20 protein-coding genes and 3 pseudogenes are annotated in these 21,859 nt (G+C 66.1%); 4 read left to right on the top strand and 19 right to left on the bottom strand.

Going from position 1 to position 21,859, the window contains the following annotated elements; translation table 11 throughout:
* Window positions 1-118: 118 nt before the first annotated feature.
* From ACQVLG_RS24890 to ACQVLG_RS24905, 4 genes and pseudogenes are all read right to left on the bottom strand, one after another.
* A complete protein-coding gene (locus ACQVLG_RS24890; RefSeq protein ID WP_230537491.1) occupies window positions 119-1,273 on the bottom strand; it encodes an LLM class flavin-dependent oxidoreductase in 1,155 nt (384 codons plus the stop codon).
* Between the two features lie 28 nt (window positions 1,274-1,301).
* Window positions 1,302-1,703 (bottom strand): hypothetical protein, encoded by a 402-nt coding sequence (locus tag ACQVLG_RS24895; RefSeq protein WP_474291547.1) that lies wholly within the window; start codon window positions 1,701-1,703, stop codon window positions 1,302-1,304.
* Window positions 1,612-2,391, bottom strand: coding sequence for an LLM class flavin-dependent oxidoreductase (locus ACQVLG_RS24900; RefSeq protein ID WP_474291549.1), 780 nt, complete (start codon window positions 2,389-2,391; stop codon window positions 1,612-1,614). Before ACQVLG_RS24900 ends, ACQVLG_RS24895 begins: the two co-directional genes overlap by 92 nt.
* Window positions 2,392-2,631: 240 nt before the next feature.
* Window positions 2,632-3,712: pseudogene (locus ACQVLG_RS24905) on the bottom strand (sigma-54 interaction domain-containing protein).
* A 271-nt stretch (window positions 3,713-3,983) separates the two neighbouring features.
* On the opposite strand from ACQVLG_RS24905, the gene ACQVLG_RS24910 reads away from it, so the two are divergent.
* Entirely contained in the window at window positions 3,984-5,315 is a 1,332-nt protein-coding gene (locus ACQVLG_RS24910) for an LLM class flavin-dependent oxidoreductase (RefSeq protein WP_474291550.1), read from the top strand.
* A gap of 11 nt (window positions 5,316-5,326) precedes the next feature.
* Here ACQVLG_RS24910 and hmgA read toward each other — a convergent pair whose 3' ends face one another.
* The 14 genes and pseudogenes from hmgA to ACQVLG_RS24980 all read right to left on the bottom strand — a co-directional run bounded on the left by hmgA (window position 5,327) and on the right by ACQVLG_RS24980 (window position 17,036).
* Window positions 5,327-6,631, bottom strand: a complete 1,305-nt coding sequence (gene hmgA, locus ACQVLG_RS24915) for a homogentisate 1,2-dioxygenase (protein ID WP_474291551.1) — start codon at window positions 6,629-6,631, stop codon at window positions 5,327-5,329.
* Window positions 6,628-6,774 (bottom strand): hypothetical protein, encoded by a 147-nt coding sequence (locus tag ACQVLG_RS24920; RefSeq protein ID WP_474291552.1) that lies wholly within the window; start codon window positions 6,772-6,774, stop codon window positions 6,628-6,630. The genes hmgA and ACQVLG_RS24920 overlap by 4 nt, the downstream gene beginning before the upstream one ends.
* Before the next feature lie 50 nt (window positions 6,775-6,824).
* A pseudogene (locus ACQVLG_RS24925) lies at window positions 6,825-8,503 on the bottom strand (FAD-dependent oxidoreductase).
* Window positions 8,504-8,524: 21 nt separating this feature from the next.
* A complete protein-coding gene (locus tag ACQVLG_RS24930) occupies window positions 8,525-9,094 on the bottom strand; it encodes an MFS transporter (protein ID WP_474291553.1) in 570 nt (189 codons plus the stop codon).
* The gene (locus ACQVLG_RS24935) at window positions 8,988-9,854 is read right to left on the bottom strand and encodes an MFS transporter (protein WP_474291554.1); all 867 of its coding nucleotides are present in this window, start codon (window positions 9,852-9,854) and stop codon (window positions 8,988-8,990) included. The genes ACQVLG_RS24930 and ACQVLG_RS24935 overlap by 107 nt, the downstream gene beginning before the upstream one ends.
* Window positions 9,855-10,029: 175 nt before the next feature.
* The gene (locus ACQVLG_RS24940) at window positions 10,030-10,848 is read right to left on the bottom strand and encodes a helix-turn-helix domain-containing protein (protein ID WP_230537484.1); all 819 of its coding nucleotides are present in this window, start codon (window positions 10,846-10,848) and stop codon (window positions 10,030-10,032) included.
* An 18-nt stretch (window positions 10,849-10,866) separates the two neighbouring features.
* Window positions 10,867-11,372: pseudogene (gene msrA / locus ACQVLG_RS24945) on the bottom strand (peptide-methionine (S)-S-oxide reductase MsrA).
* A gap of 66 nt (window positions 11,373-11,438) precedes the next feature.
* Entirely contained in the window at window positions 11,439-11,765 is a 327-nt protein-coding gene (locus tag ACQVLG_RS24950; RefSeq protein WP_474291555.1) for a hypothetical protein, read from the bottom strand.
* Window positions 11,696-12,781 carry an MBL fold metallo-hydrolase gene (locus tag ACQVLG_RS24955; protein ID WP_474291556.1) on the bottom strand — a complete coding sequence of 362 codons (1,086 nt, stop codon included), beginning with the start codon at window positions 12,779-12,781 and terminating at the stop codon, window positions 11,696-11,698. Before ACQVLG_RS24955 ends, ACQVLG_RS24950 begins: the two co-directional genes overlap by 70 nt.
* 66 nt (window positions 12,782-12,847) lie before the next feature.
* Entirely contained in the window at window positions 12,848-13,822 is a 975-nt protein-coding gene (hemB, locus tag ACQVLG_RS24960) for a porphobilinogen synthase (protein WP_035819309.1), read from the bottom strand.
* A 112-nt stretch (window positions 13,823-13,934) separates the two neighbouring features.
* The gene (locus ACQVLG_RS24965; protein ID WP_474291557.1) at window positions 13,935-14,837 is read right to left on the bottom strand and encodes a VirK/YbjX family protein; all 903 of its coding nucleotides are present in this window, start codon (window positions 14,835-14,837) and stop codon (window positions 13,935-13,937) included.
* A 165-nt stretch (window positions 14,838-15,002) separates the two neighbouring features.
* Window positions 15,003-15,716, bottom strand: coding sequence for a sensor histidine kinase (locus ACQVLG_RS24970; RefSeq protein ID WP_474291558.1), 714 nt, complete (start codon window positions 15,714-15,716; stop codon window positions 15,003-15,005).
* Window positions 15,710-16,354 (bottom strand): hypothetical protein, encoded by a 645-nt coding sequence (locus ACQVLG_RS24975; protein ID WP_474291559.1) that lies wholly within the window; start codon window positions 16,352-16,354, stop codon window positions 15,710-15,712. The genes ACQVLG_RS24970 and ACQVLG_RS24975 overlap by 7 nt, the downstream gene beginning before the upstream one ends.
* Complete coding sequence (locus ACQVLG_RS24980; RefSeq protein ID WP_474291560.1) at window positions 16,347-17,036, bottom strand: winged helix-turn-helix domain-containing protein; 690 nt, start codon at window positions 17,034-17,036, stop codon at window positions 16,347-16,349. The genes ACQVLG_RS24975 and ACQVLG_RS24980 overlap by 8 nt, the downstream gene beginning before the upstream one ends.
* Window positions 17,037-17,326: 290 nt before the next feature.
* Between ACQVLG_RS24980 and ACQVLG_RS24985 the strand changes: the two genes are divergently transcribed.
* From ACQVLG_RS24985 to ACQVLG_RS24995, 3 genes are all read left to right on the top strand, one after another.
* The gene (locus ACQVLG_RS24985) at window positions 17,327-18,103 is read left to right on the top strand and encodes a DUF481 domain-containing protein (RefSeq protein WP_474291561.1); all 777 of its coding nucleotides are present in this window, start codon (window positions 17,327-17,329) and stop codon (window positions 18,101-18,103) included.
* Between the two features lie 13 nt (window positions 18,104-18,116).
* Window positions 18,117-19,994 carry an esterase/lipase family protein gene (locus ACQVLG_RS24990; protein WP_474291562.1) on the top strand — a complete coding sequence of 626 codons (1,878 nt, stop codon included), beginning with the start codon at window positions 18,117-18,119 and terminating at the stop codon, window positions 19,992-19,994.
* Between the two features lie 117 nt (window positions 19,995-20,111).
* Window positions 20,112-20,756 (top strand): hypothetical protein, encoded by a 645-nt coding sequence (locus ACQVLG_RS24995; RefSeq protein ID WP_474291563.1) that lies wholly within the window; start codon window positions 20,112-20,114, stop codon window positions 20,754-20,756.
* Between the two features lie 100 nt (window positions 20,757-20,856).
* On the opposite strand, the gene ACQVLG_RS25000 is transcribed toward ACQVLG_RS24995, so the two are convergent.
* The gene (locus tag ACQVLG_RS25000; RefSeq protein WP_474291564.1) at window positions 20,857-21,852 is read right to left on the bottom strand and encodes a response regulator; all 996 of its coding nucleotides are present in this window, start codon (window positions 21,850-21,852) and stop codon (window positions 20,857-20,859) included.
* Window positions 21,853-21,859: the final 7 nt, after the last annotated feature.

The following is a 21,859-nucleotide window of genomic DNA, read 5'->3' on the forward strand; positions in this document are numbered from 1 at the left end:
ATTTCAAAGGAAGACTAACGTCATGATAGCGCTGTTGATTTGGCAGCAGCGCCGGTGCCGCGTGCTGCCTGCGCGACAGCAGGCGGTGGCGCTGCTGTCGCGGCAACAGGGGAAAGGATCAGGCGGCGCGCAGCAGTGCCGCCGTGTGGCCGCGCACGAGGGGCAGCACTTCCTCGCCCACGCGGTACGCTTCTTCCAGGTGCGGCGTGCTGGCCAGGATGAAGGCGTCGGCGCCCAGTTGCACCAGTTCATCGAGGCGTTCGGCCACCTGCTGGTAGCTGCCGACGATGCCCTGCGTCTGCCCGCCGCGCAGCAGATTAAAACCGGACCAGATGTTCGGCGCCGTGATCAAGTCCTTGTAGCTGTTCAAGGTAGTCGGGCGGTTGCCGCGCTGGCGCGCCGCGCCCACGGAGTCGCCGCCATCGGCACCGAGGAACTGGCGCAGGGTGGCGGCATCGACGGCGTCAAAACCCTTGCGCACCTCGTCCCACGCCTCTTCCTCCGTGGCGCGGGCAACGATGTCGACGCGCACGGCGCACTTGATCTTGCGCCCCAGCAGCGCCGTCCTTTCATGCACACGGGCGAATTTTTCGCGCAGCTGCTCGAACGGTTCCAGCCACGTCAGGTAGTAATCGGCGTGCTTCGAGGCCGAACCGAGGGCCGCGTCGGAGGAACCGGAAAAATAGATCTCGGGGAAGTCCTGCTCCGACAACGGCGTGGCCAGGCCCGCGTCTTCCACCTGATAGAACTTGCCCTGGTAGGAAAACGGCCCGCCGCGCCACACGCCGCGCACCACGTCGAGAAATTCCGTCGTGCGCGTGTAGCGGTCGTCGTGGCCGGCCGCATCGCCCCACCACAGCTGCGCCGGGCCGCCGCCGCCCGTGATGACGTTGTACAGGGCGCGCCCGCCCGTGGCCCGCTGCAGGCTGGCCGTCATGCGCGCGGCCACCACGGGGTTCAGAAAGCCGGGCTGGAACGGGATCATGAAGCGGAAGGTGCGCGTCTCGCGCGCCAGCAGCGCGGAAATGGCCCATGGTTCATCCGTCATGGGGAAGGACGGAATCAGGCCGCCCTGGAAGCCCGATAGTTCGGCCGCCCGGGCGATCTCCGCCAGGTAGTCGATATACGTAAAACCGTCGGCGCCGCCGCCACCGAGGCCGGCCTGGCGCAGGTTGTCATTGCCGGGGAACCAGTCGCCGCGAAACGGCGTACGGGCGCGGTGCGAACCCGGTTCGCCATGCGTGGGGATGCGCCAGAAAAAATCGATTGCCATCAGGGGTACTCCTTCAAATAATGTGGATTCAAGCCGCTTGCAGCGCGGATGCCGTCAACGATGCGCGCAAGGCTGGCAATACGTGTTCGCCGATGCGGTAGGCCTCCTCGAAATGGGGGATGGCCGCCAGCACGAAGCTGGAAACTCCGGCCTGCGCATACGCTTGCAGCGCGGCGGCCACCTGCGCATAGCTGCCGACCAGGGCGCCGTGGGCGCCCGTTTGCGCTTGCGCAAAGCCGGGCCAGAAGGCGGCGGCACGGTCATCGAAGGGCGCATCGTCAGGTAGCCCGGCGCCGCTGCGGTAGCGCCGGGCGTCGCGCAAGGCTTCGTCGAACGTTTCACGGGCCAGCACGTCGATGCGCAAACCCGCCGCCACGGCGCGGCCCAGCTGGCGCGCCTGCGCTTGCAGGCTGCCGATGGAAGGCTGCAAGTCCGCCACGGGCGCCGCATCGAAGACGTGCACGTCGGTCGGCCTGGCGCGCCGACAGGGCCAGCGCCTCGGGGCTGTCGCCCGTCAGGTAGATGCCGTTGACGGGGTGGTCCGCCAGCGGACCCTTGAAGCCGCCATCCTGCACTTCGAAGAACCTGCCCTTGAAGCTGAACGGCGACGTACTTTGCACGCCGCGCGCCACCGTGATGAATTCATCGATGCGGGGCAGAATGTCGGCGTCGGGCGCCGCATCGCCCTGGCGGCGGTGCGCTGCCGCATCGCCGCCGTGCCCGATCTGCCAGGCGAAGCGCCCGCCCGTGAAGCGCTGGAAGCTGACGGCGTTCTTCGCCGCGTACACGGCCGACCCCCAGGCCGCGTCGAATTCGGCGATCAGTTTCAGATGGCGCGTGCTGCGGGCCAAATACCCCGCGACGATCCAGCTTTCATCGCCCTGCGTATCGTGGCGTATCTGGATGCCGTCGAAGCCGGAAAGGTCGGCCGCGCGGGCGATCTGGTGCAGGTAGTCGAAGTAAGTGAAGGGCGGCGCGCGCCGCGCGGGTCGCTCACGCCCGCCTGCAGGGGGCTGGGCGCGCCAGCGGCCCGTTCGCCCCTGCGCGTGATGCCGGGTGCCGCGTAACGGCCATCGCCGCTGGTGGGCAATTGCCAGATGAATTCTATGGTCATGCATGGACTCCTGTCGTGGGTCGAAGAAAACACCGCTATGCGCTTTGGATATCTGCGCGCAGCGGCCTGCCCTTCCCTCCTCGCAGAAAACATGCCATGCCGCATACGCCGGCCAGCCCCATTCGCTGTTGATTTGGCAGCAACCGGCTGCAGCCAGGGCAGCAGCATGCTGCGCGCGCAGCAGCCATGAAAAAAGCCGGAGCCGCATCGCTGCGGGTCCGGCTCCAGGAAGGGCATCATGCGCCTAGTCGATGGCGCCCGCCTTTTTCAAAAAGGTGCGCAGGATATTGCGGCTCAGGTTCAGGTGCCTGGCCGTGCGCACCTGGTTGCGCTCATTGCGCTCCCACGCGCGGCGCGCACCAGTTCCTCCTGCTGCATCGCTTCGAATTCCACGGCCTCGCCCGAGTCGAGCAAGGCTTGCCAGGCGCGGGCAAAGCGCTCGGCGGCCAATAAATCGTCCTGGCCGGCCGCACCGTGGGCCGCGTAGGCGATGTCGGCGCCGCCGGCCCAGGCGTCCGGCACGGGTACAGGGGCGGACGCGGGCGCCGGAGCGCGGTGACAGCCCGACAAGCTCAGGTCCTCGGCGCGCACGACGCCGCTGCGGCAGACGAGCAGCGCGCGGTGGATGACGTTTTCCAGTTCGCGGATATTTCCCGGCCATGGATAGGCCAGCAAGGCTTGTTGCGCATCAAGATCCAGCTCGACCTCGCCCAGGTGCAGGCGCTGCGCATAGATGGCCATGAAGTGGCGCGTCAGCGGCATGATGTCGCCCGGGCGTTCGCGCAGGGGCCGCAGCGGCAGGCCGATCACCTGCAGCCGGTAATACAGGTCTTCGCGGAAGCGCCCGGCCCGTACGGCTTCGGCAGGTCCACGTTGGTGGCGGCGATCAGGCGCACGTCGATGGGGATGGCGCGCCGCGCGCCCAGGCGCACCACTTCGCGCTCCTGCAGCACGCGCAGCAGCTTGACCTGCATCGCCAGCGGCAAGTCGCCGATCTCGTCGAGGAACAGGGTGCCGCCGCTGGCCGTCTCGAACCAGCCCGGTTTGCCCTGCTGCGCGCCCGTAAATGCGCCCTTTTCATAGCCAAACAGTTCGCTCTCGACGAGGGTTTCGGAAAACGCGCCGCAGTTGATCGCCACGAAAGTCTGCTCGGCGCGCCCGCTCAAGCCGTGCACGTGGCGCGCAATCAGCTCTTTTCCCGTCCCCGTCTCGCCCGTGATCAGCACCGTCGCCTCGCTGGGCGCGATGCGTTCGATCAGTTCATGCAACTGGCGCGAACGGGGGTCGGCAAAGACAAAGGCCGTGGCGCGCACCAGCAAGCTCATTTGCTGCGGGTCGCGGAAGGCGACGAGCGCACCATCATCGTCGGCGCTGGCGCCACGGGCAAGGTGGGCGCTGCGCGCGAAATCGCTGCTGAAATTGTGGGCTAAGAGTTCCATGGGCCGACTATACCGCGCGCCATCTGCAGGCGTGAACGAATGGTGCCGCGCTAGCTTATCCGGATTTTGCATATGCGGGCGCTGGCCCCTTGCTGGCCCGAAGCTTGCATCGGCATTGACGCAGATCATGTTGCCACCCCACCACGGAGCTTCCCCCATGCCAGCACGCCAGCTCGTCCTGAACGTCTTTTTGCAGCGCCACGGCCACCATCCGGCCGCCTGGCGCCATCCATCCGCCAGCGCCAGCGGACGGCCCGACCTGGCCTGGTGGCTGCGCGCCGCCAGGCTGGCCGAGGCGGCCAGGTTCGACAGCTTTTTCATCGCCGACTTCATCGGCCGCTCGGGCGACGTCACGCCGGACACGGGCCGCGCCGCCATCGGCCTGCCGTTCGAACCCTTCACGCTGCTGTCGGCGATTGCCGCCGTCACCAGCCACATCGGCCTGATCGCCACCGTCAACACGAATTACGAGCACCCGTATCACGTGGCGCGCAAATTCAGTTCGCTCGACCACCTGAGCGGCGGGCGCGCGGGCTGGAACGTCGTTTCCTCGTTCGCCGAGCATACGGCGCGCAATTTCGGCATCGATGCGCCGCGCAGCCACGCGCAGCGCTATGCGCGCGCCGATGAATTCGTCGCCCTGTCCAAGGCCCTGTGGGACAGCTGGGACGACGATGCCTTCGACCGGCCAGACCGCGCCGGCGGCCAGTTCTACCAGCCGGCCGCGAGCCATGCGCTCGATTTCCGGGGCGAGTATTTTGCCTCGCAAGGCTTGCTGGACTTGCCCCGCCCCGTGCAGGGCCACCCCGTGCTGGTCCAGGCGGGCAATTCCGAGACGGGCCGCGAATTTGCCGCGCGGCTGGCCGAGATGGTGTACTGCTCCGCCACCTCGCTGCCCGTGGCGCAGGCGTATTATGCGGACGTGAAAGGCCGCATGGCGAAATATGGCCGCGCCGAAGATCAGTTGAAGGTCACGCCGGGCCTGTCCGTCGTGGTGGCGGAATCGGACCAGCAGGCGCAAGACCAGTTCGGCGAGCTGCAGGACCTGGTCGACTTCAGCAACCTGGAATTTGGCGGCTTCGACTTGTCCGGCTATCCGCTCGACGGCCCCCTGCCCGACCTGCCCTACCAGGCGGGCGACAACGGCAAGGGACGTTTTCAACAGCAGCTGGAGCTGGCCCGCCGCGAGCACCTGACCTTGCGCCAGCTGGTGCTGCGCTTTCGCGTGGCGCGCGGCCACCTGCAAGCGATCGGCTCCGTCAGGACGGTGGCCGACGTGATGGAGCAGTGGTTCGTGGAACGGGGCGCGGACGGCTTCAACGTCGTGCCGCCCCTGCTGCCGCAAGGCTTCGAGGACTTTACGCGGCTGGTGGTGCCGGAACTGCAGCGGCGCGGCCTGTTCCGCACCGAGTATGCGGCCAGCACCCTGCGCGGCCACCTGAGACTGGCGCGGCCCGCCAACCCGCATACGCGGGCGCGGGCCATTTGAGCTGGACCTGGCTAAGCTTGATCCGGATCAAAATGCTTGCGCAAGCCTTGCCAGCACTCGAAATAGTCGCTTTGCAGCAAGCCGCCGTCCAGCGCGAACGGCGTGGGCTTGAGGATGGTGCGCGTCTCGAACATGAAAGCCATGGTGTCGCCCACTTTCACGGGCGCGGACGTGTCGCTGTGCGAGGCCTTCTCGAACGTCTGCGCATCGGGGCCGTGGCCGGACATGCAGTTGTGCAGGCTGGCGCCGCCCGGCACGAAACCGGCCGCCTTGGCGTCGTACACGCCATGGATCAGCCCCATGAATTCGCTGGCCACGTTGCGGTGGAACCAGGGCGGGCGGAACGTGTGTTCGGCTGCCAGCCAGCGGGGCGGGAAGATGGCGAAGTCGATGGCGCCGAACAGCGGATTTTCGCTCGGCGCCTGCAGCACGAGGAAGATCGACGGGTCGGGATGGTCGTAGCTGATCGAGCCGATGGTATTGAAGCGGCGCAAATCGTATTTGTAGGGCGCGTAATTGCCGTGCCAGGCCACCACGTCCAGCGGCGAATGGTCGAGCGTCGTGCGCCACAGGTGGCCGCCGAACTTGGCCAGCAGTTCGCATTCGCCGTCGATATCCTCATACGCCGCGTGCGGCGTGAGGAAGTCGCGGCTGTTGGCCAGGCCGTTCGAGCCGATCGGCCCCATGTCCGGCAAACGAAAAGCCGTGCCGAAGTTTTCGCACACATAGCCGCGCGCCTGGCCGTCCGGCAGGGTCACGCGGAAGCGCACGCCGCGGGGAATCACGGCGATTTCCTGCGGTTCCAGTTCGATCAAGCCCAGTTCCGTGGCAATCGCCAGCCTTCCCTCCTGCGGCACCACCAGCAATTCGCCGTCGGCCGAGTAAAAGAAGCGCTGCATGGAGCGGTTGGCCGCGTAGACGTGAATGGCGCAGCCGCTCATCGCTTCGGCGCTGCCATTGCCGGCCATCGTCTGCCAGCCGTCGATGAAGTCCACCGCCGTGGCACTGTCGGGCAGCGGCAGCGGGTTCCAGCGCAGCTGGTTCGGCGGCGTCGGCGGCATGGCGTGGAAATCGCTGACGATGCGCGTATTTTGCAGCAAGGTAAACGGCGGATGCTGGCTGGCGGGACGGATGCGGTACAGCCACGAGCGCCGGTTCTGCGCGCGCGGCGCCGTGAAGGCCGTGCCAGACAATTGTTCCGCATACAGGCCCAGCGGCGCCCGCTGCGGCGAATTTTGCCCCTGCGGCAAGGCGCCGGCGATGGCTTCCGTGGCAAATTCGTTGCCGAAGCCGCTTTGGTAGCCGGCGCCTATCATGCGCTCTCCGCCAGGCCGTCGGCCGCGTCGCGCAGCAAGCCCTGCACCACGTCGGCCCGGCCGATGGCGCCCATGGCCAGCAAGGCGAAACGGGCCAGGAACAGGGGCGAACGCTGTTCGCCAGGCCGCCCATGGTGTGGCACAGCTCCGTGTACAAATTATCCAGTTCGATATCGGTCATGTTGTCTCCTTGTTACTTCGATTGGGCGATGCCGACCGCCGCCAGCGCTGCCGCCACCTGCCCCGCCTGCACTTGCCGCCAGCGTCCCAGCACGTGCCCATCCGGGCGCACCAGATAAAACGTGCCGGGCTGCGCGTCGAATAGCGAGCATACCTGCGCCGTGTGGCCCCAGGCGCCCCCTTGCTCCCCGCTGCGGGCGATCGCCACGGTCGTCAGCGGCAAGCTGTCGCCCAGCGCCAGCAGTTCCGCGGGCACGGCGCCATCCTCGCTGAAGTACAGTCCCGAGAAATGGCCATCCGCGCGCTTCACCAGATCGGTAATATACCGCGCTTTTTGCCCGCCGTTGTGCGGCAGCGCCAGCGGGCACTCGGGCAAGACCGTGCCCGGCGCGGGGCCGGCGGCAAACGCCTCGCTATCCGGCGCATTCAAGGCCGACTGCGCATACGCGATGGCGCTGGTCTGGCGCGGGTTGATCAGCGAGCGCACATGCGCATGCCTGCCCGCCAGGCCCAGCACGGCGGTGCGCATCAGCTCGAAAGCGAACGTGGGCGGCGCCATGAATTCCGTGCTTTTGGTGCCGTGGCGCAGGTTTTCACGGGCGGCGAATACGCGCTCGTCCGAATAGCTGTCGAGCAAGCGATCCGGCGCCTGGCCCTTGACGACGTAGGCGAGCTTCCAGGCCAGGTTGTCCGCGTCGTCGATGCCGGAATTGGCGCCGCGCACGCCGAAGATGGGCACCAGGTGGGCCGCATCGCCCGCGAACAGCACGGCGCCGTGCCGGTATTTGTCCAGGGTCAAGGCGTTGGCCTTATAAATGGTGATCCACACGGGATGCCACGGGGCGGTTTCTCCCATCATGGCCAGCAGGCTGTCCACGCGGGGCGCCACGTTTTCCAGCAGCACGGCCGCCTGCACATCCTCGTCGTCGCGCAATTGGTATCGATGCGCCAGATATCGTCGGGCTGCTTGTGCACCAGCACGGTCGAGCCGGGATTCGACGGCGGGTCGAAATATGCGAGGCGCTCCGTCGGACGCTCGCTTTTCAGGTGGATATCGACGATGACATAACGGCCTTCATAGCTGGTGCCCTGGAGTTTCAAGCCCAGCGCCTCGCGCACGGCGCTGCGCCCGCCATCGGCCGCCACCAGCCAGTCCGCGTCGATAGTGTAGGTTTCATCGGGCGTGGCTACCGTGACCGTGGCGCCGTCGGCGCGCTGCTGCACGCCCGTGACGCGCGTCTGCCAGCGGATATCGATCAATTCCGGCACGCGTTCGGCCGCGTCGAGCAGGAATTGCTCGATATGGTATTGCGCCAGGTTGACCATCGGCGGCAGCTTCTGGTTCGAGTCTTGCGGCATCGTAAAGTGCAGCACTTCCTCGTCGCGGTAAAAGCTGCGCCCGCCCGCCCACGCCAAGCCTTTGCTGATAAAACCGTCGAGCGCACCGAGGCGGTCGATGATTTCCAGGCTGCGCCGCGAAATGCAGATGGCGCGGCTGCCCGTGCAGACGCCGTCGTCCGCCTCGATCAGCACCGAGCGCACGCCGTGGCGCGCCAGGCCCAAGGCCGTGGCCAGGCCCACGGGACCGCCGCCGACGATCAGCACCGGGACGTGCTGCGTGCCGGCGCCCACCGGCTTGCCGGGCGGATAGACTTTGGGCACATGGGGATAAGGGTGGAATGTGTCGCTCATGATGTTTCCTCTTCAACAATATTATTTGCTGCTGCGCGCAATCGGCAGGGTCAGCACGATGGCCGCGCCCGCCACCAGCAGCACGCTGGCGTACAGCAAGCCCGTGGCAAAGCTGTGCGTAAAGTCCTTCAGCCAGCCCACGACGACGGGGTTCAGCGCTGAGCCGATATTGCCCGTGGCATTGATGACGGCGATGCCGATGGCGCGCGCCCCCAGGCTCAATGCCCGGTCCGGCGTCGTCCAGAAGACGGACATGGCCGTATAAGCGCCCGTCGACGCCATGCACACGCCCAGCAATTGCACCACGGGATTGCTTGCATAGGCCGTGAACAACCAACCGGCGGCCGACAGCAGCATGGGCCAGACGATGTGCCAGCGGCGTTCCTGCAGGCGGTCCGAGCGGCGGCCCCACAGGACCATGCCGACGACGGTGCACACTTGCGGAATGGCCGCCAGCAAGCCGATTTGCGTGTTGCTGGCGTTGCTATTGAAACTTTTCACGATCAGCGGCGTCCACACGGCCACCATGGCCAGGGTGTTGACCAGGCAAAAATAGGCGACGCCGAATTTCAGCACGGTGGGCGACAGCATTTCCGCCAGCACGGACGTTTTTTGCTTCGGCGCAACAGGTTTCTGCTCGGCCACCAGCATGCGCGCCAGCACCTGTTGCTCCAGCTTGCCCAGCCAGTTCGCCTTGTTGGGCGAATCGTCGAGATAGCCATACACGGCCAGGCCCAGCAGCACGGACGGGCATGCCTTCGAGCAAGAATAGCCATTGCCAGCCCTTCAAACCCCAGTGGCCGTCCAGACCCAGGATCAGGCCGGACAAGGCCGAACCGATGGCGGCCGTGACGGGCATGGCGATCATGAACAGGGCGTTGGCGCGCGCCCGGTAGGCGCTGGGAAACCAGTAGGTCAGGTACAGCAGCATGCCGGGCAAAAAGCCCGCCTCCGTCACGCCCACCAAAAAGCGCAGCGCATACAGGCTGGCCGGACCGCTGGCGAACAGGGTCGCCGTCGAGGCCAGGCCCCAGGCGATCATCATGCTGCCTATCCATTTACGGGCGCCGATGCGGGCCAGCACGATGTTGCTGGGAATGCTGCAAGCGATGTAGGCGATATAAAACAGGGTGGTGGCAAAGCCGAACTGGGTGCCGGACAGGCCCAGGTCTTGCATCATGGTCAGGCCGGCGAAGCCGATATTGATGCGGTCAAGAAAGGAAAACACGAACAGCAGGAACAGAAGAAAACCCAGCAGATGGCGCGATACCTTGCGCATCACTTGCTGTTCCATTTGGTCGTTGGCCGCGTCGAGGACGGGCGCAGTGGTGGCTTGTGTGGCGGGGGGCATGCTTGTCTCCATAAGGTGTCGCCCTCCCCTTGTTGATTTTATTGGGTGAGAGCGGCCGGGTGATCCCGGCTTGCAACACAGTATGCAGACGACGATGCCGGCGGCTGTCCCCATTTTGGGGACGTTTCGCGGCGAACACAGTCAAAAAGGCGGAGCCGTCCCTACGTCCAAGGGACTAGACAGGCGCTGGCGCCATGCACAGCGCAAACAGTTGCCGCTGGCTGGAAATGCCCAGGCGCTTATAGGCGCGCTTCTGGTACGTGATCACGCTGGATGGCTGCACGCCCATGGTCTCGGCGATTTCCACGGCCGTCAGCCCCTCGAGCACGCCGCGCAGCACGTCGAGTTCGCGCTTGCTCAGTTGCGGGCCATGCAGCCGCAGCCGGGCCAGCAGCATGGGCGCGACGCCCTGCGTGGCTTGCCCCTTCAAGCTGTAGTGATGCTTGACGGCATGGGCAAACAGCGGTGACAGGGTTTCGATGCCGGCGATCTCGGCGGGCTGGAACTGGCCCTGGCTGCTGTCGCGGTAGAAATTGACGGACAGCCAGATATCGCCGGCCGGCTGCACCAGCAGCGACAGCCGGTCCGACACATTCGGCTTTTGATAACAGACGGCGCGGTAGCCGGGATGGCGGATCTCGTCGCTCGCTTGCTGGTGCAGCACGATGGCGGGGTCCAGCTTCGGCTGGCGGGCCGGCGCGATGACGCTCTGGTTGCCGTCGAGGGCATAGTAATGGCGCGCGTAGCTGTCGGCAATATCCTGCAAGAAACGCCCGCCCCGCCGGTCGGCCACGGCCACCGTGCGGGGCCGGTTGCCGAACTCATAGGCAAAGATCGTGCACTGGGCGATGGAGGCGGCCGTGCCGGCCGTTTTCAGGATGGCGCCCGCCATGGCATTCACGTCGGCATGGCCGATGGCCGCCACCAGATCGAGGGCGCGCCCCAGGTCCAGCTGCCCTTCCGCCTGCCGCCGTTCCACCTGCCAATAGCGCATGGCCGTCTCCCCCGGCGCTTATTGTTGACGCTGCGGCAAGACCCAGTCCGGCCGGATGTAATGGCAGGTGTAGCCGTGCGGCAAGCGCTGCAGATAATCCTGGTGCTCTGGTTCCGCTTCCCAGAACGGGCCGGCCGGCGCCACTTGCGTCACCACCTTGCCGGGCCACAGGCCGGACGCGTCGACGTCGCGGATGGTCTCTTCTGCCACCAGCCGTTGTTCTTCACTGGTGTAGAAGATGGCCGAACGGTAGCTGGTGCCGCGGTCGTTGCCCTGGCGGTTCTCCGTGCTGGGGTCGTGGATCTGGAAGAAGAATTCCAGGATCTTGCGGTAGCTGATGGCGGTCGGGTCGAAAATGATCTCGATCGCTTCCGCATGCGTGCCATGGTTGCGGTAGGGGCGGCGACGTCGCCACCGCTGTAGCCCACGCGCGTGGCGATCACGCCCGGATAGCGGCGCAGCAAGTCTTGCACGCCCCAGAAGCAGCCGCCGGCCAGGATCGCGGTTTCGTTGTTTTGTGTCATGTTGATCATTCCTTGAGCTGAGATACTGGTATGTATCGTCCATCTTACCCTGTCGCGGCGTTTTCTTCAGCGGGCCAGCAAGCGCTTCAGTTGCGCCGCCTGGTAGGCGCCGATGGCGTCGTTGAACAGGCAGCGGATCAAGGGGTCGTCGACGATATCAGCCTCTTCCAGTGCGGCCCGCGCGGCCGCATCGAAAGGACCATCATTGATGCGCATGTACATCGACGTCAGCGATTCGCCCAACACCAGCGCCGCGTGGCATTTCACCAGCGGCACTTCGGTGGTCCAGCCGGGCGCTTCGTTCGTCTGCGGCACGAGGTCGATCAGGTCGCCATGCGTGCGGTAATGCAGGATAGTGGCGGCGCCGTCAGGCCGTACAGCGACAATCGCCACAGGCGCGGTTGCTGGAAGTAGCTGTCGTCGGGCAGTTCCATGTCGCGGTAGCGCTCAAGCAAACCGTGGCGGCAGAAATCGAGCACCAGCGCCGTGTCGGCGGCGCTCAAGGGGGCGAAACGGCGCGCGATGTCCGCCGTGGCGGGCGCAAGCGCATCGGGGCGGTAGTCGAAATCCACGTCCTGCGGCCCCACGGGGAGCACCCAGGGCAAGGGTTCGGCGCTGCTCATTCCGTGCGCATCGAGCAGCACGGCCGTCGACGGGTCGAGGCGGAAGATGTGCGCATCGGGCAGCGCGGCGCCGATTTCATCGGCAAAGCGGCGGTAAGTGATCGGGAACATCGCGTGGTTGTACCAGGACCAGTCTTCCTGCACGAACTGGCAGGAACTGGGCACGATGTAACGGGGCGCCAGCGCGCGCAGCTGCGGCACCCAGTCGTCGGGCAGCTCGACCGGGCCAGGCTGCGCCTGCGACGGCGCGATGACGGCGATCTCGCGCATGGTCTGGAACGGCCACAAGACCATGTCCCAGGGCGCATAGGCGGCCAGCTGGGCCAATGTCTCCGGGCCGATCCAGGAATCGACGACGTTGAGCACATTCAGGCCGGCGGCGCGCACCTGGAACAGCGAATCGACGTCGTCGTCCAGCGCCCGGCGCGGGATCACCTCGATGGCGCCCACGCGCACGGGCACGTCCACCTGCAGGCGCTCGACGGACATAAAGCCGAGCGCGCGGAGCATCGCGAACAATTCGTCGAAGACGCAATACAGGTAGATGGGCGTGGCGCGATCCAGCGCATCGAGGCTGTCGAGCGAGCAGTGGTCGTCGTGGAAGTGCGAAATGAAGACGGCATCCCAGCGCAGCCGGCGCACGGCGTCGAGGTCGAAGCGCACGGACGGAAACGCGTGGCAGTTGCGGCTGAACGGGTTTTCGACGATGGGGTCGAAGGCGATGGCCGTGCCTTCGCATTCGAAGACATAGCCGGCGTGCAGGATGCGGGAGATTTTCAGGGGCATAAGCTAGTTCAGGTTGGGCAGCGCGCCATGATAGCTGAAAAGGCGCCTGCCCTGCCCCATGCAGAATTAATACGGATTATTCAGCACATCCATCGCAAAATACGTAAAGATCATGTCCGCGCCCGCGCGCTTGATGGCGCCCAGGGTTTCCTGCACCACGCGGCGCTCGTCGATGGCGCCGGCTTGCGCGGCGAACTTGATCATCGCGTATTCGCCGCTGACCTGGTAGGCGCCGATCGGCAGACGCGTCACTTCGCGCAGGTCGCGGATGATGTCCAGGTAGGCACCGGCCGGCTTGACCATCAGCGCGTCGGCGCCTTCGGCTTCGTCGATCAAGGATTCGCGCACCGCTTCGCGGCGGTTCATCGGGTCCATCTGGTAGGTCTTGCGGTCGCCTTTCAGGGTGCTGCCGGCCGCGTCGCGGAACGGGCCGTACAGGCCCGAGGCGAATTTGGTCGAATACGCCATCACGGGCGTGTCGTGGAAGCCGGCCGCATCTAACGCGCTGCGGATGGCCGCCACCTGCCCATCCATGGCGGCCGATGGCGCAATGATGTCGGCGCCCGCCTGGGCCGCGATGACGGCTTGCTTGCCCAGGTTCAGCACCGTGCTGTCATTGTCGACCGTGTCGCCATGCAGGATGCCGCAATGGCCGTGGTCCGTGTATTCGCAGAAGCAGGTGTCGGACATGACCACCATTTCCGGCACGGCGTCCTTGATGATGCGCGACATGCGGGCCACCAGGCCGTCCGGGTTCAGGGTGTCCGTGCCGTGGCTGTCCTTGTGGTGCGAAATGCCGAAGGTCATGACGGAGCGCAAACCGGCGCGCGCATAGCGCTCGACTTCCTGCGCCAGCTTCGCTTCGGGAATGCGGCGCACGCCGGGCATGGACTTGATGTCGATGAAATCGCTGGAACCTTCGTCGACGAAGATCGGCAGGACCAGGTCGCGCGGGTTGATCTCGGTTTCGCGGAACAGCTCGCGCAGTTGCGGGGTCGCGCGCAGGCGGCGCATGCGCGAAGTGGGGAATTGTGCTGGCATGGGGTGACTGGCTTCAGGTTAACAACGCCGATAAGTATACGCCCATCGCGCCGATTGCGCCGGGCTGCCCGGCAAAAAAGCCGCGCAGGTCAAAAAATGCCGCCCCGCGCCTTCATTGCGGCTGCAACAGGGCCGACACTTGCCAGCGCATGTCCGCCGCCAGCTGCACCAGCATGGCGCCGCGGCGGCGCGCGTCGGACCTTTTTTTCGATGGCAGCAGCTCCAGGTCGGGCATCCGGCACGGGCCGCACGGCAGGCGGAAATTGCCGTCGCCGGTGGGCAGCGCATGCAGTTCGCGCCACGCCAGGTCGTAGTCGCAGGAGATGTGGCGGCGCCGGCGCCAGTTCAGCGCGATGCGGTTGGCGTTGCTGACCAGGTCCAGGTGCCCGCAGCCGAAAAAGTCGCCCAGGTCGCGCAAGGCGGCCACCATCAGGTTTTTCGGCCGGCAGCCATGCAGCGCCCGCGTGGCATCCTTCACCGCCTGCGCCCCCGCCTGCGAGCGCAAGCCCTGCAAGGCGCCCAGCTGGATGGCGGCACCGCCGGGCTGGGGACGGAACAGGAAACTGGCCAGGTACAGCGAGACGCCGTCGCGCGTCAGGCGCAGGCACAGCTCCCCTTCGCGGTGGCTGTCGTGGATGGCCGTCAGCTGCAGGCGGTAGGTGGCGCCATCCTTGCCCTCGATGGCGGCCAGCACCAGCGCGCGGCGCGCCGCGTATTCCACCAGCGGCCGGGCGCCCGCCTGCCACAGGAAACGGTAATGCCCGCGCAGCAGCTCCACGCGCGCCGCGCAAGCGAGCTGGCGGCTGGCGTAGGGCCGGTAAATCTTGTACAGCAGGCTGGGATGGGCTTGCGCCAGCGCCGCCAGTCCCGGCGTGCCGGCGATGTAGGCTTGCCAGCGCGCGCGCTGCAGCGGGAAGACCAGCGCGCCCAGCGCGGCCTTGAGGCGGTGGCCATGCTGGCGCGGTGCTGCCCGTTGCGGCGCGGCGTTGTCGCCGGTGGCGGTAAAAGTAGGCATGAAAACGGCTCTGCGACGGATCGGAACAGACAAACCGCGGCAGGCCGCGGGCAGCCCGGAACAGGCGGCCGCGCGCACGCAGCCGCTCTACGCCGGGTAGAGGGGATGATAGGGGGAGGCGAAAACGAAGGGGGTTACAAGTTGGTAATGTGCCGTCTGGCTACACTAGCGCGGCATCCGCAAACGCAGGCGCAGGCCCGGCGCCGCATCCTCGATCTCCAGGCTGCCGCCGTGCAGGGCCGCGATGGCCGCCACGATGGACAGGCCCAGGCCATTGCCGGGCAAATGGCGGCTCTTGTCGAGGCGGTAGAAGCGCTGCGTCAGCTTCGGCAATTCCTCGGCAGGCACGCCGGGGCCGTTGTCGCGCACGGCCAGCCAGCTGCCCTGCTCATCGCTGCCGGCCGACACTTCCACCGTGGCGCCCTGCCCCGCGTACTTGATGGCGTTGTCGACCAGGCTGGCCAGGGCGCTGCCCAGCAGGTTGCGGTCGCCGCGCGCCGGCACGGCCTCGCCATACATCTGCACCAGCAGCACGCCCTGCTCGTCGGCCGTGGCTTCATACATTTCCACGATGTCGGCGCCGATCTGATGCAGATCAATGTCGTCGAAATTCTCGGGACGCATGCCCGATTCGGCCGCCGCGATCTGCAGCAGCTTGTCGAACACGCGCGTCAGGTCGTCGATGTCGTCGATGGCCGCCTGCGCCGTGCTCTCGTAGCCGGCCACGCCCTGCTGCTGGCGCAAGGCGCCATCGAGCTTGTTGCGGATGCGGCCCAGCGGCGTGCGCAAGTCGTGCGCGATGGCGTTCGACACGTGGCGCACGCCTTCCATCAGGTGTTCGATGCGGTCGAGCATGCGGTTGATGTCGCGGCTCAGCAAGCCGAATTCATCCTCACTGGAGACGGAATGCGCCGGCTCAGGTCGCCCGCCTCGATCTCGCCCGCCGTGCGGCGGATCTGCCCGATGCGCGCCTCGAGCTGGCGCCGGAACAGCCAGGCGCCCGCCACCACCAGCAGGATAGCCACGCCGCCGCCATAGGCCAGCGAGCGCAGCACCAGGGTGCGGATCGACTTGCCCTCTTCCATGTCGCGTCCGACGAACAGGCGCGCGCCGCCCGCCAGATCGCGGATCAGCATGCGCGCGGGCACCCTGCGGCCTTCGCGCGTGACGTCGCGGTGCAGCAGGTGGCCCACGGGGCTGCCCAGGTCGGGCCAGGACGACAGATTGCCCGCCACGCGGCGCCCATCGGCGCCCACCAGCAGGAAGATTTCCGTATCGCTGTCGGTGCGGTCGGTCAGCAGATGGGCGATTTCCGCCGTCGTGCGGCTGGCATCGTCCTGCTGGTACAGCGCGGCGAGGCGCTCCGAGAGCAGGGTCAGCTTGCGGTCCACGCTGCGATCGAGCACGCCGATGGTGCCAAAATAGAACACGGCGCAGACGATGCTGATCGACACCACCACCAGCACGCCATAGCCGAGCGCCAGCCGGGCCGCGATCGAGCGGTGCAAGTTACGCACTGTCGAGCACGCCCAGGGTGTAGCCGACGCCGCGCACCGTGTGGATCAGCGGCGGTGAAAATTCCTTGTCCACCTTGGTGCGCAAGCGGCTCACCTGCACGTCGATGACGTTGGTCTGCGGGTCGAAATGGTAGTCCCACACGGCTTCGAGCAGCATGGCGCGCGTGACGGACTGGCCCTGGTGGCGCATCAGGTATTCCAGCAGGCGGAATTCGCGCGGCTGCAGGGCGATTTGCCGGTTGGCGCGCGTCACGCGCATGGTGCGCATGTCGAGCACCAGGTCGGCCACCTGCAGCTGCGTCGATTCGGGCACGGGCGCGGCGCGGCGCAGCAGCGCCTCGATGCGCGCCAGCAGTTCGGCGATGGCAAACGGTTTCGACAGGTAATCATCGCCGCCGCCGCTGCGCAGGCCGCGCACGCGCTCGTCGACGCTGGACAGGGCCGACAGCACCAGCACGGGCGTGTTGCGGCCCATGCCGCGCAGGCGCGCGACGATGGCCAGGCCGTCGATCTCGCCGGGCAGCAGGCGGTCGAGCACCAGCGCATCCCAGTCCTCGCCGCAGGCCAGGCGCATGCCGTCGATGCCATTGTCGCAAGAGGTGACGTCGTGGCCCGCTTCGCGCAGGCCGGCACAAATGTAACGGGAAGTTTCGGCTTCGTCTTCGATGACCAGGCAGCGCACGGGGGATTCCTTGTAAGTTCAGGCAGCAAATACGCGCAGCATACGCCAGGCGCGCGCCACTTGCCAGCCCCGGCGTGCAGGATCGGGCAATCAAGAGAGCAGCATTCGTGCGCGCCGGGGCGTGCGGCGAACGTTGACGGGGTCGGGTACAATACAGCCTCGACAATGTTTGGCCGCGCCCGCGCGCGCATGTTTTATCGGCGCCGCCCGGCTTGCCGCGGCCTGCATCGCCACCCCTGCCATTAACGAACATCAGGCACGCCCGGCGCGCGCCACAGACAAATATAGCCATGAAATCGACCCACTCTCTCGCACTGGCGCTGGCCATGGCCATCACCTGCGGCGGCGCTGCCGCCGCAGACACCAAGCAAAGCATGCTGTTCGATGAAATCCCCATCGGCAGCTGGAGCACTTCCGCCGAACTGGGCGCCATCACCACCTCGGGCAATACGGTCGGCACCTCCGTCACGGGCAAGATCGACGCGCGCCAGGAACTCGACGACTGGAGCAACCAGTACATCTTCAGCGGCTACTTCAAGGAAGACGAAACTACCGACGACGACGGCAAGAAGGTGCGCGAGCGCTCGGCCGAACGCTTTTCCGCCTCCGCCAAGGCCGCCTACAAGCTGATGGCCGACCATGAAAAACTGTTCGTGCTGGCCTCGCACGTGAACGACAAGTTCGGCGCCTACACCAAATACTCGACCCTGGCCGTCGGTCATGGCTCGCGCTGGTACCAGTCGAGCGACAAGAGCGTCGACGTGGAAGTCGGTCCTGGCTATTTCAGCGGCACCAACGACGCGGGCGAATCGGAACACGGCCTGACAGTGCGCGGCGCGGCCGCCATGAAGTGGAAAATCAGCCAGTCGGCCATGTTCACCCAAACGGTCAGCGTGGAACGGGGCACCTCAAACACCCACTCGATCGCCGAAACGGCCCTCAGCACGAAGATCAACGGCACCATGCAGATGAAGGCCGCCTTCAGCGCCCGCAACGACACGCGCGTACCGGACGACAAGAAGAATACGGATACGCAAACGTCGCTGACCCTGGTCTACTCGTTCTAGGCGCGGACCGGCCATGCTGATGCGGCGTCTGCGCGTATGCGCCCTCCTGTGCGCGGCGGCGCTGCTGAGCGGCTGCGCCGCCGTCACCGTCAGCGCCATTTCCCCTGCAGACTACCTGCAGCAACGGCGCGGCGACATCCTCACCACGGGAAAACTCAGCGCCTCGGCCAGCGAGGTGCTGCGCATCATCGGCAGCGACATCGCCGCCTGCGAAGCCAATACGGGCAGCTGCCGTGCCGACCTGGCCCGCTCCGAGCTGCTCAGCGACGAGCAGCGCCTGGCGACGCTCTCCGAATTATGGCTGGAAAGCGCGCTGGTGGAAGAAAAACAGGGCGGCCACCCCAGCGCCGAGCGCCTGGCCGCCTGGCTCGAATCGGCCCGTTACGCGTATGCCTACCTGTTCTACACGACGCGCACGCCGGGCCAGCGCGCGTTCGAAGAGCGCCAGACGCAGATCCGCGACTACTATAACTATGCCGTGCAAAAGGCCGTCGGCAACCTGTTCCGCCACCGCGGCGAATACCGCCCGGACGGCCATGTGATCCGCGTCGCCGGCTGGCAGATCGACAGCGAACTGTCTGCCCTGCGGCTGCCCGCAGACGGCACCCTGCCGGAAGAACTGCTGCCGGCCACCTCGCGCTGTCGTTTTTCCGGCCTGCGCAATGTGTACCGGCGCGACGGCTTCGGCGCCGACCTGGTGGCCGTCATGCCCAAGCCCCAGGCGCCGCGAGGCGAGTACGTGCCCTACCAGGAGACGCGCTTCCCCGTCGTCACGGCGCTGATCCGCTTCGACGGCAACAGCCTGCAAGAAGTACTGGCCACGCAGCAGCTGCTGGTGATGCTGGTCGACCCGACGCGCAGCGAATCGACGCGCATGGCGGGCCAGGAACTGCCCGTGGCGGCCAATTTCACGGCCGGCTATGGCCTGTGGCTGGCCCGTTCCGGCTTCGGCGTGCAGGCGCTGCGCACCCTGTTCGGCCGCGCCGACGGCATTTCGCGCCCGCAGGTGCACCTGATGCAGCCGTATGACCCGAACAAGCGCACCATCGTCATGCTGCACGGCCTGGCCAGCAGCCCGGAAGCGTGGATCAACGTGGCGAATGAACTGATGGGCGACGAACAGCTGCGCCGCCGCTACCAGATCTGGCAGGTGTACTACCCGAGCAATGCGCCGCTGGCCGCCAACAATGCCGCCATCCGCAAGGCGCTGGCCGCCACCCTGGCGCAGTTCGACCCGGCTGGCAAGGCGGATGCCGCGAACGAGATGGTCTTGATCGGCCACAGCATGGGCGGCGTGCTGGCGCGCCTGATGGTGTCCGACGCCAGCAACACCCTGCTCGACGCCATCACGGAAGAATATAATTTGAAGGGCAAGAAGGCGGAAAAAGTGCGCGCCGGACTGGCGCCCTATCTCAATTTCACGGCCATGCCGCAGGTGAACCGCGCCATCTTCATCGCCGCGCCGCACCGCGGCACCTCGTTCGCCAACCACAAGGTGGCGCGCTGGATCGCAAACCTGATCACCTTGCCCATCAACATGCTCGAGCAGCTGTCCGACGCGGCCGGCAGCCTGGCGCAGCTCGACACGGGCAGCAGCGAGCCGCTGCGCATCCCCAACAGCATCGATAACCTCAGCGACAAGGCCCCGTTCGTGCGCCTGGTGGCCGACCTGCCCATCAGCCCGAAAGTGCGCTACTACTCCATCATGGGCAACGACACGCCGGAGCTGCCCCTGGCAGAATCGAGCGATGGCGTGGTGCCGTATGCCAGCGCCCACCTCGACGGCGCCCTGTCGGAAAAAGTCATCCCCTCGTGGCACAGCGTGCAGGAAAGCCCGCAGGCGATCCTGGAGATACGGCGGATTTTGCGGCTGCCGGACAGCTTGCCCTGATCGGCCGCGTATATCTCGCTGTCTGATGCAGGAAACATGCACTTCTCGCTTGATAAAGTTGCGAAACATGATAATCTTGTGTGTAATACGCCTGGCGCATATACCCGAGGAGCGAACATGACAGCGCATCTGCATCACGACACCCTGGCGCCCGAGCGCCAGGAATGGACCGACAATGACCTGCGGGTAGTGGAGCAATTCTCGCAATTGGTGAGCGCACAACTCGACATAGTGGCGCAAGGTCCCGAGCGCGAGCGCCTGATCGAGCTGGCCACACGCGCGCTCGATGCGGCACGCGCCTCGCTGCGCGCCGCCCCGCCATCGATACCGCTGCAGCTTCCCGTGGCAAAACTCAAGGTTTCCGATGTCATTGGGCAAGGATGGGTGGCACTGTCGCAAGCGTCGCTGTATCGCGCCGTGGAAAGCCAGCGGTTCTATTGCGTGACGCCCAAGGGACGCAGTATCGGCAAGGAGTTTCCGGCGTGGCAATTTGTCCAGCCCGTGCCGGAACTGATCGCGCCCGTGCTGGCCATCCTCGCCGGCCAGCCCGGCAGTGACATCCATGCCTTCTGGGTCAGCAGCGCAGACGAACTCAACGAACTGTCGCCGGCAGAGCTGCTCGCAGGCAAATCGTTCGAAACGCGGGCCGAAGTGCATCCCAGTCAGCAAACGCTGCTGGATTTGCCAGCCAGCGAGAGATTGCGCAAGGTGCTTGCGGCAGCGAAGTGGCAGCATAGGGGCATGGCCGATATCGTAGGCTAGCCCCGCATGACGCTGCAACTGAAAGATACGCCTGTCCCGCCAGAAATGACAGCACGCCTGCCGACCGCCTGCGCGTGGCCCCGCCCTGAGCTGATGCTCCCTACGCCGGCTCGCGCCACTTGTCCTTGATTTCCAGCATGGCCGGCAACTGTTCGATGAACAGCGCCAGCAGCTGCGGATCGAAGTGCGTGCCGCTGTCGCGCTGCATGGTGGCGATCGCGTCCGGCACCGTCCAGGCGGGCTTGTAGGGGCGCTCGCTGGTGAGGGCGTCGAAGACGTCGGCGATGGCGACGATGCGGCCTTCGTGGGGGATTTGCTCGCCTTGCAAGCCTTGCGGATAGCCGCTGCCGTCCCATTTCTCGTGGTGCGTCAGAGCGATGGTGCGCGCCATTTTCAACAGGCCGCCCGCGTGCTCGCCGATGATGGCCGCGCCGATTTCCGCGTGGCGGCGCATGACGTTCCATTCTTCCGCATCGAGCTTGCCCGGCTTTTGCAGGATGGCGTCGGGGATGCCGATCTTGCCCACGTCGTGCATGGGCGCCGCGTTCAACAAATCTTCCGCCCTGGCCGCGCTGTAGCCGGCCGCCAGCGCCAGCTGGCGCGCGTAATAGCTCATGCGGATGACGTGCATGCCCGTCTCGTTATCCTTGTACTCGGCCGCCTGGCCCAGGGTCTGGATCACCTGCAGGCGCGAGCGGCGCAATTCCTCGGCGTCCACCAGCGACAAATGCGTGCGCACGCGGGCGCGCACGATGGGCGGGCTGACGGGCTTCGTGATGTAGTCGACGGCGCCGGCGTCGAAGCCGTCCGCCTCGTCCTTCACGTCACACAGCGCGGTGACAAAAATAACGGGGATGGAGGCCGTGGTCGGCATGGCTTTCAGCTGGCGGCACACCTCATAGCCCGTCATGGCGGGCATCATGATGTCGAGCAGGATCAGTTCGACAGGGTTGTTCTGCGCCAGTTCCAGCGCCTTCTCGCCATCCTTGGCATACAGCAGGCGGTAATCGTCCTGCAAAATCTGGCGCAGCACCTGCAGATTCGTCGCTTCATCGTCGACCAGCAGCAGGATCGGTTTGTCTTCGTGTAAGGTCATCGTCAGT

It is taken from the genome of Janthinobacterium sp. TPC_1 (assembly GCF_056037845.1).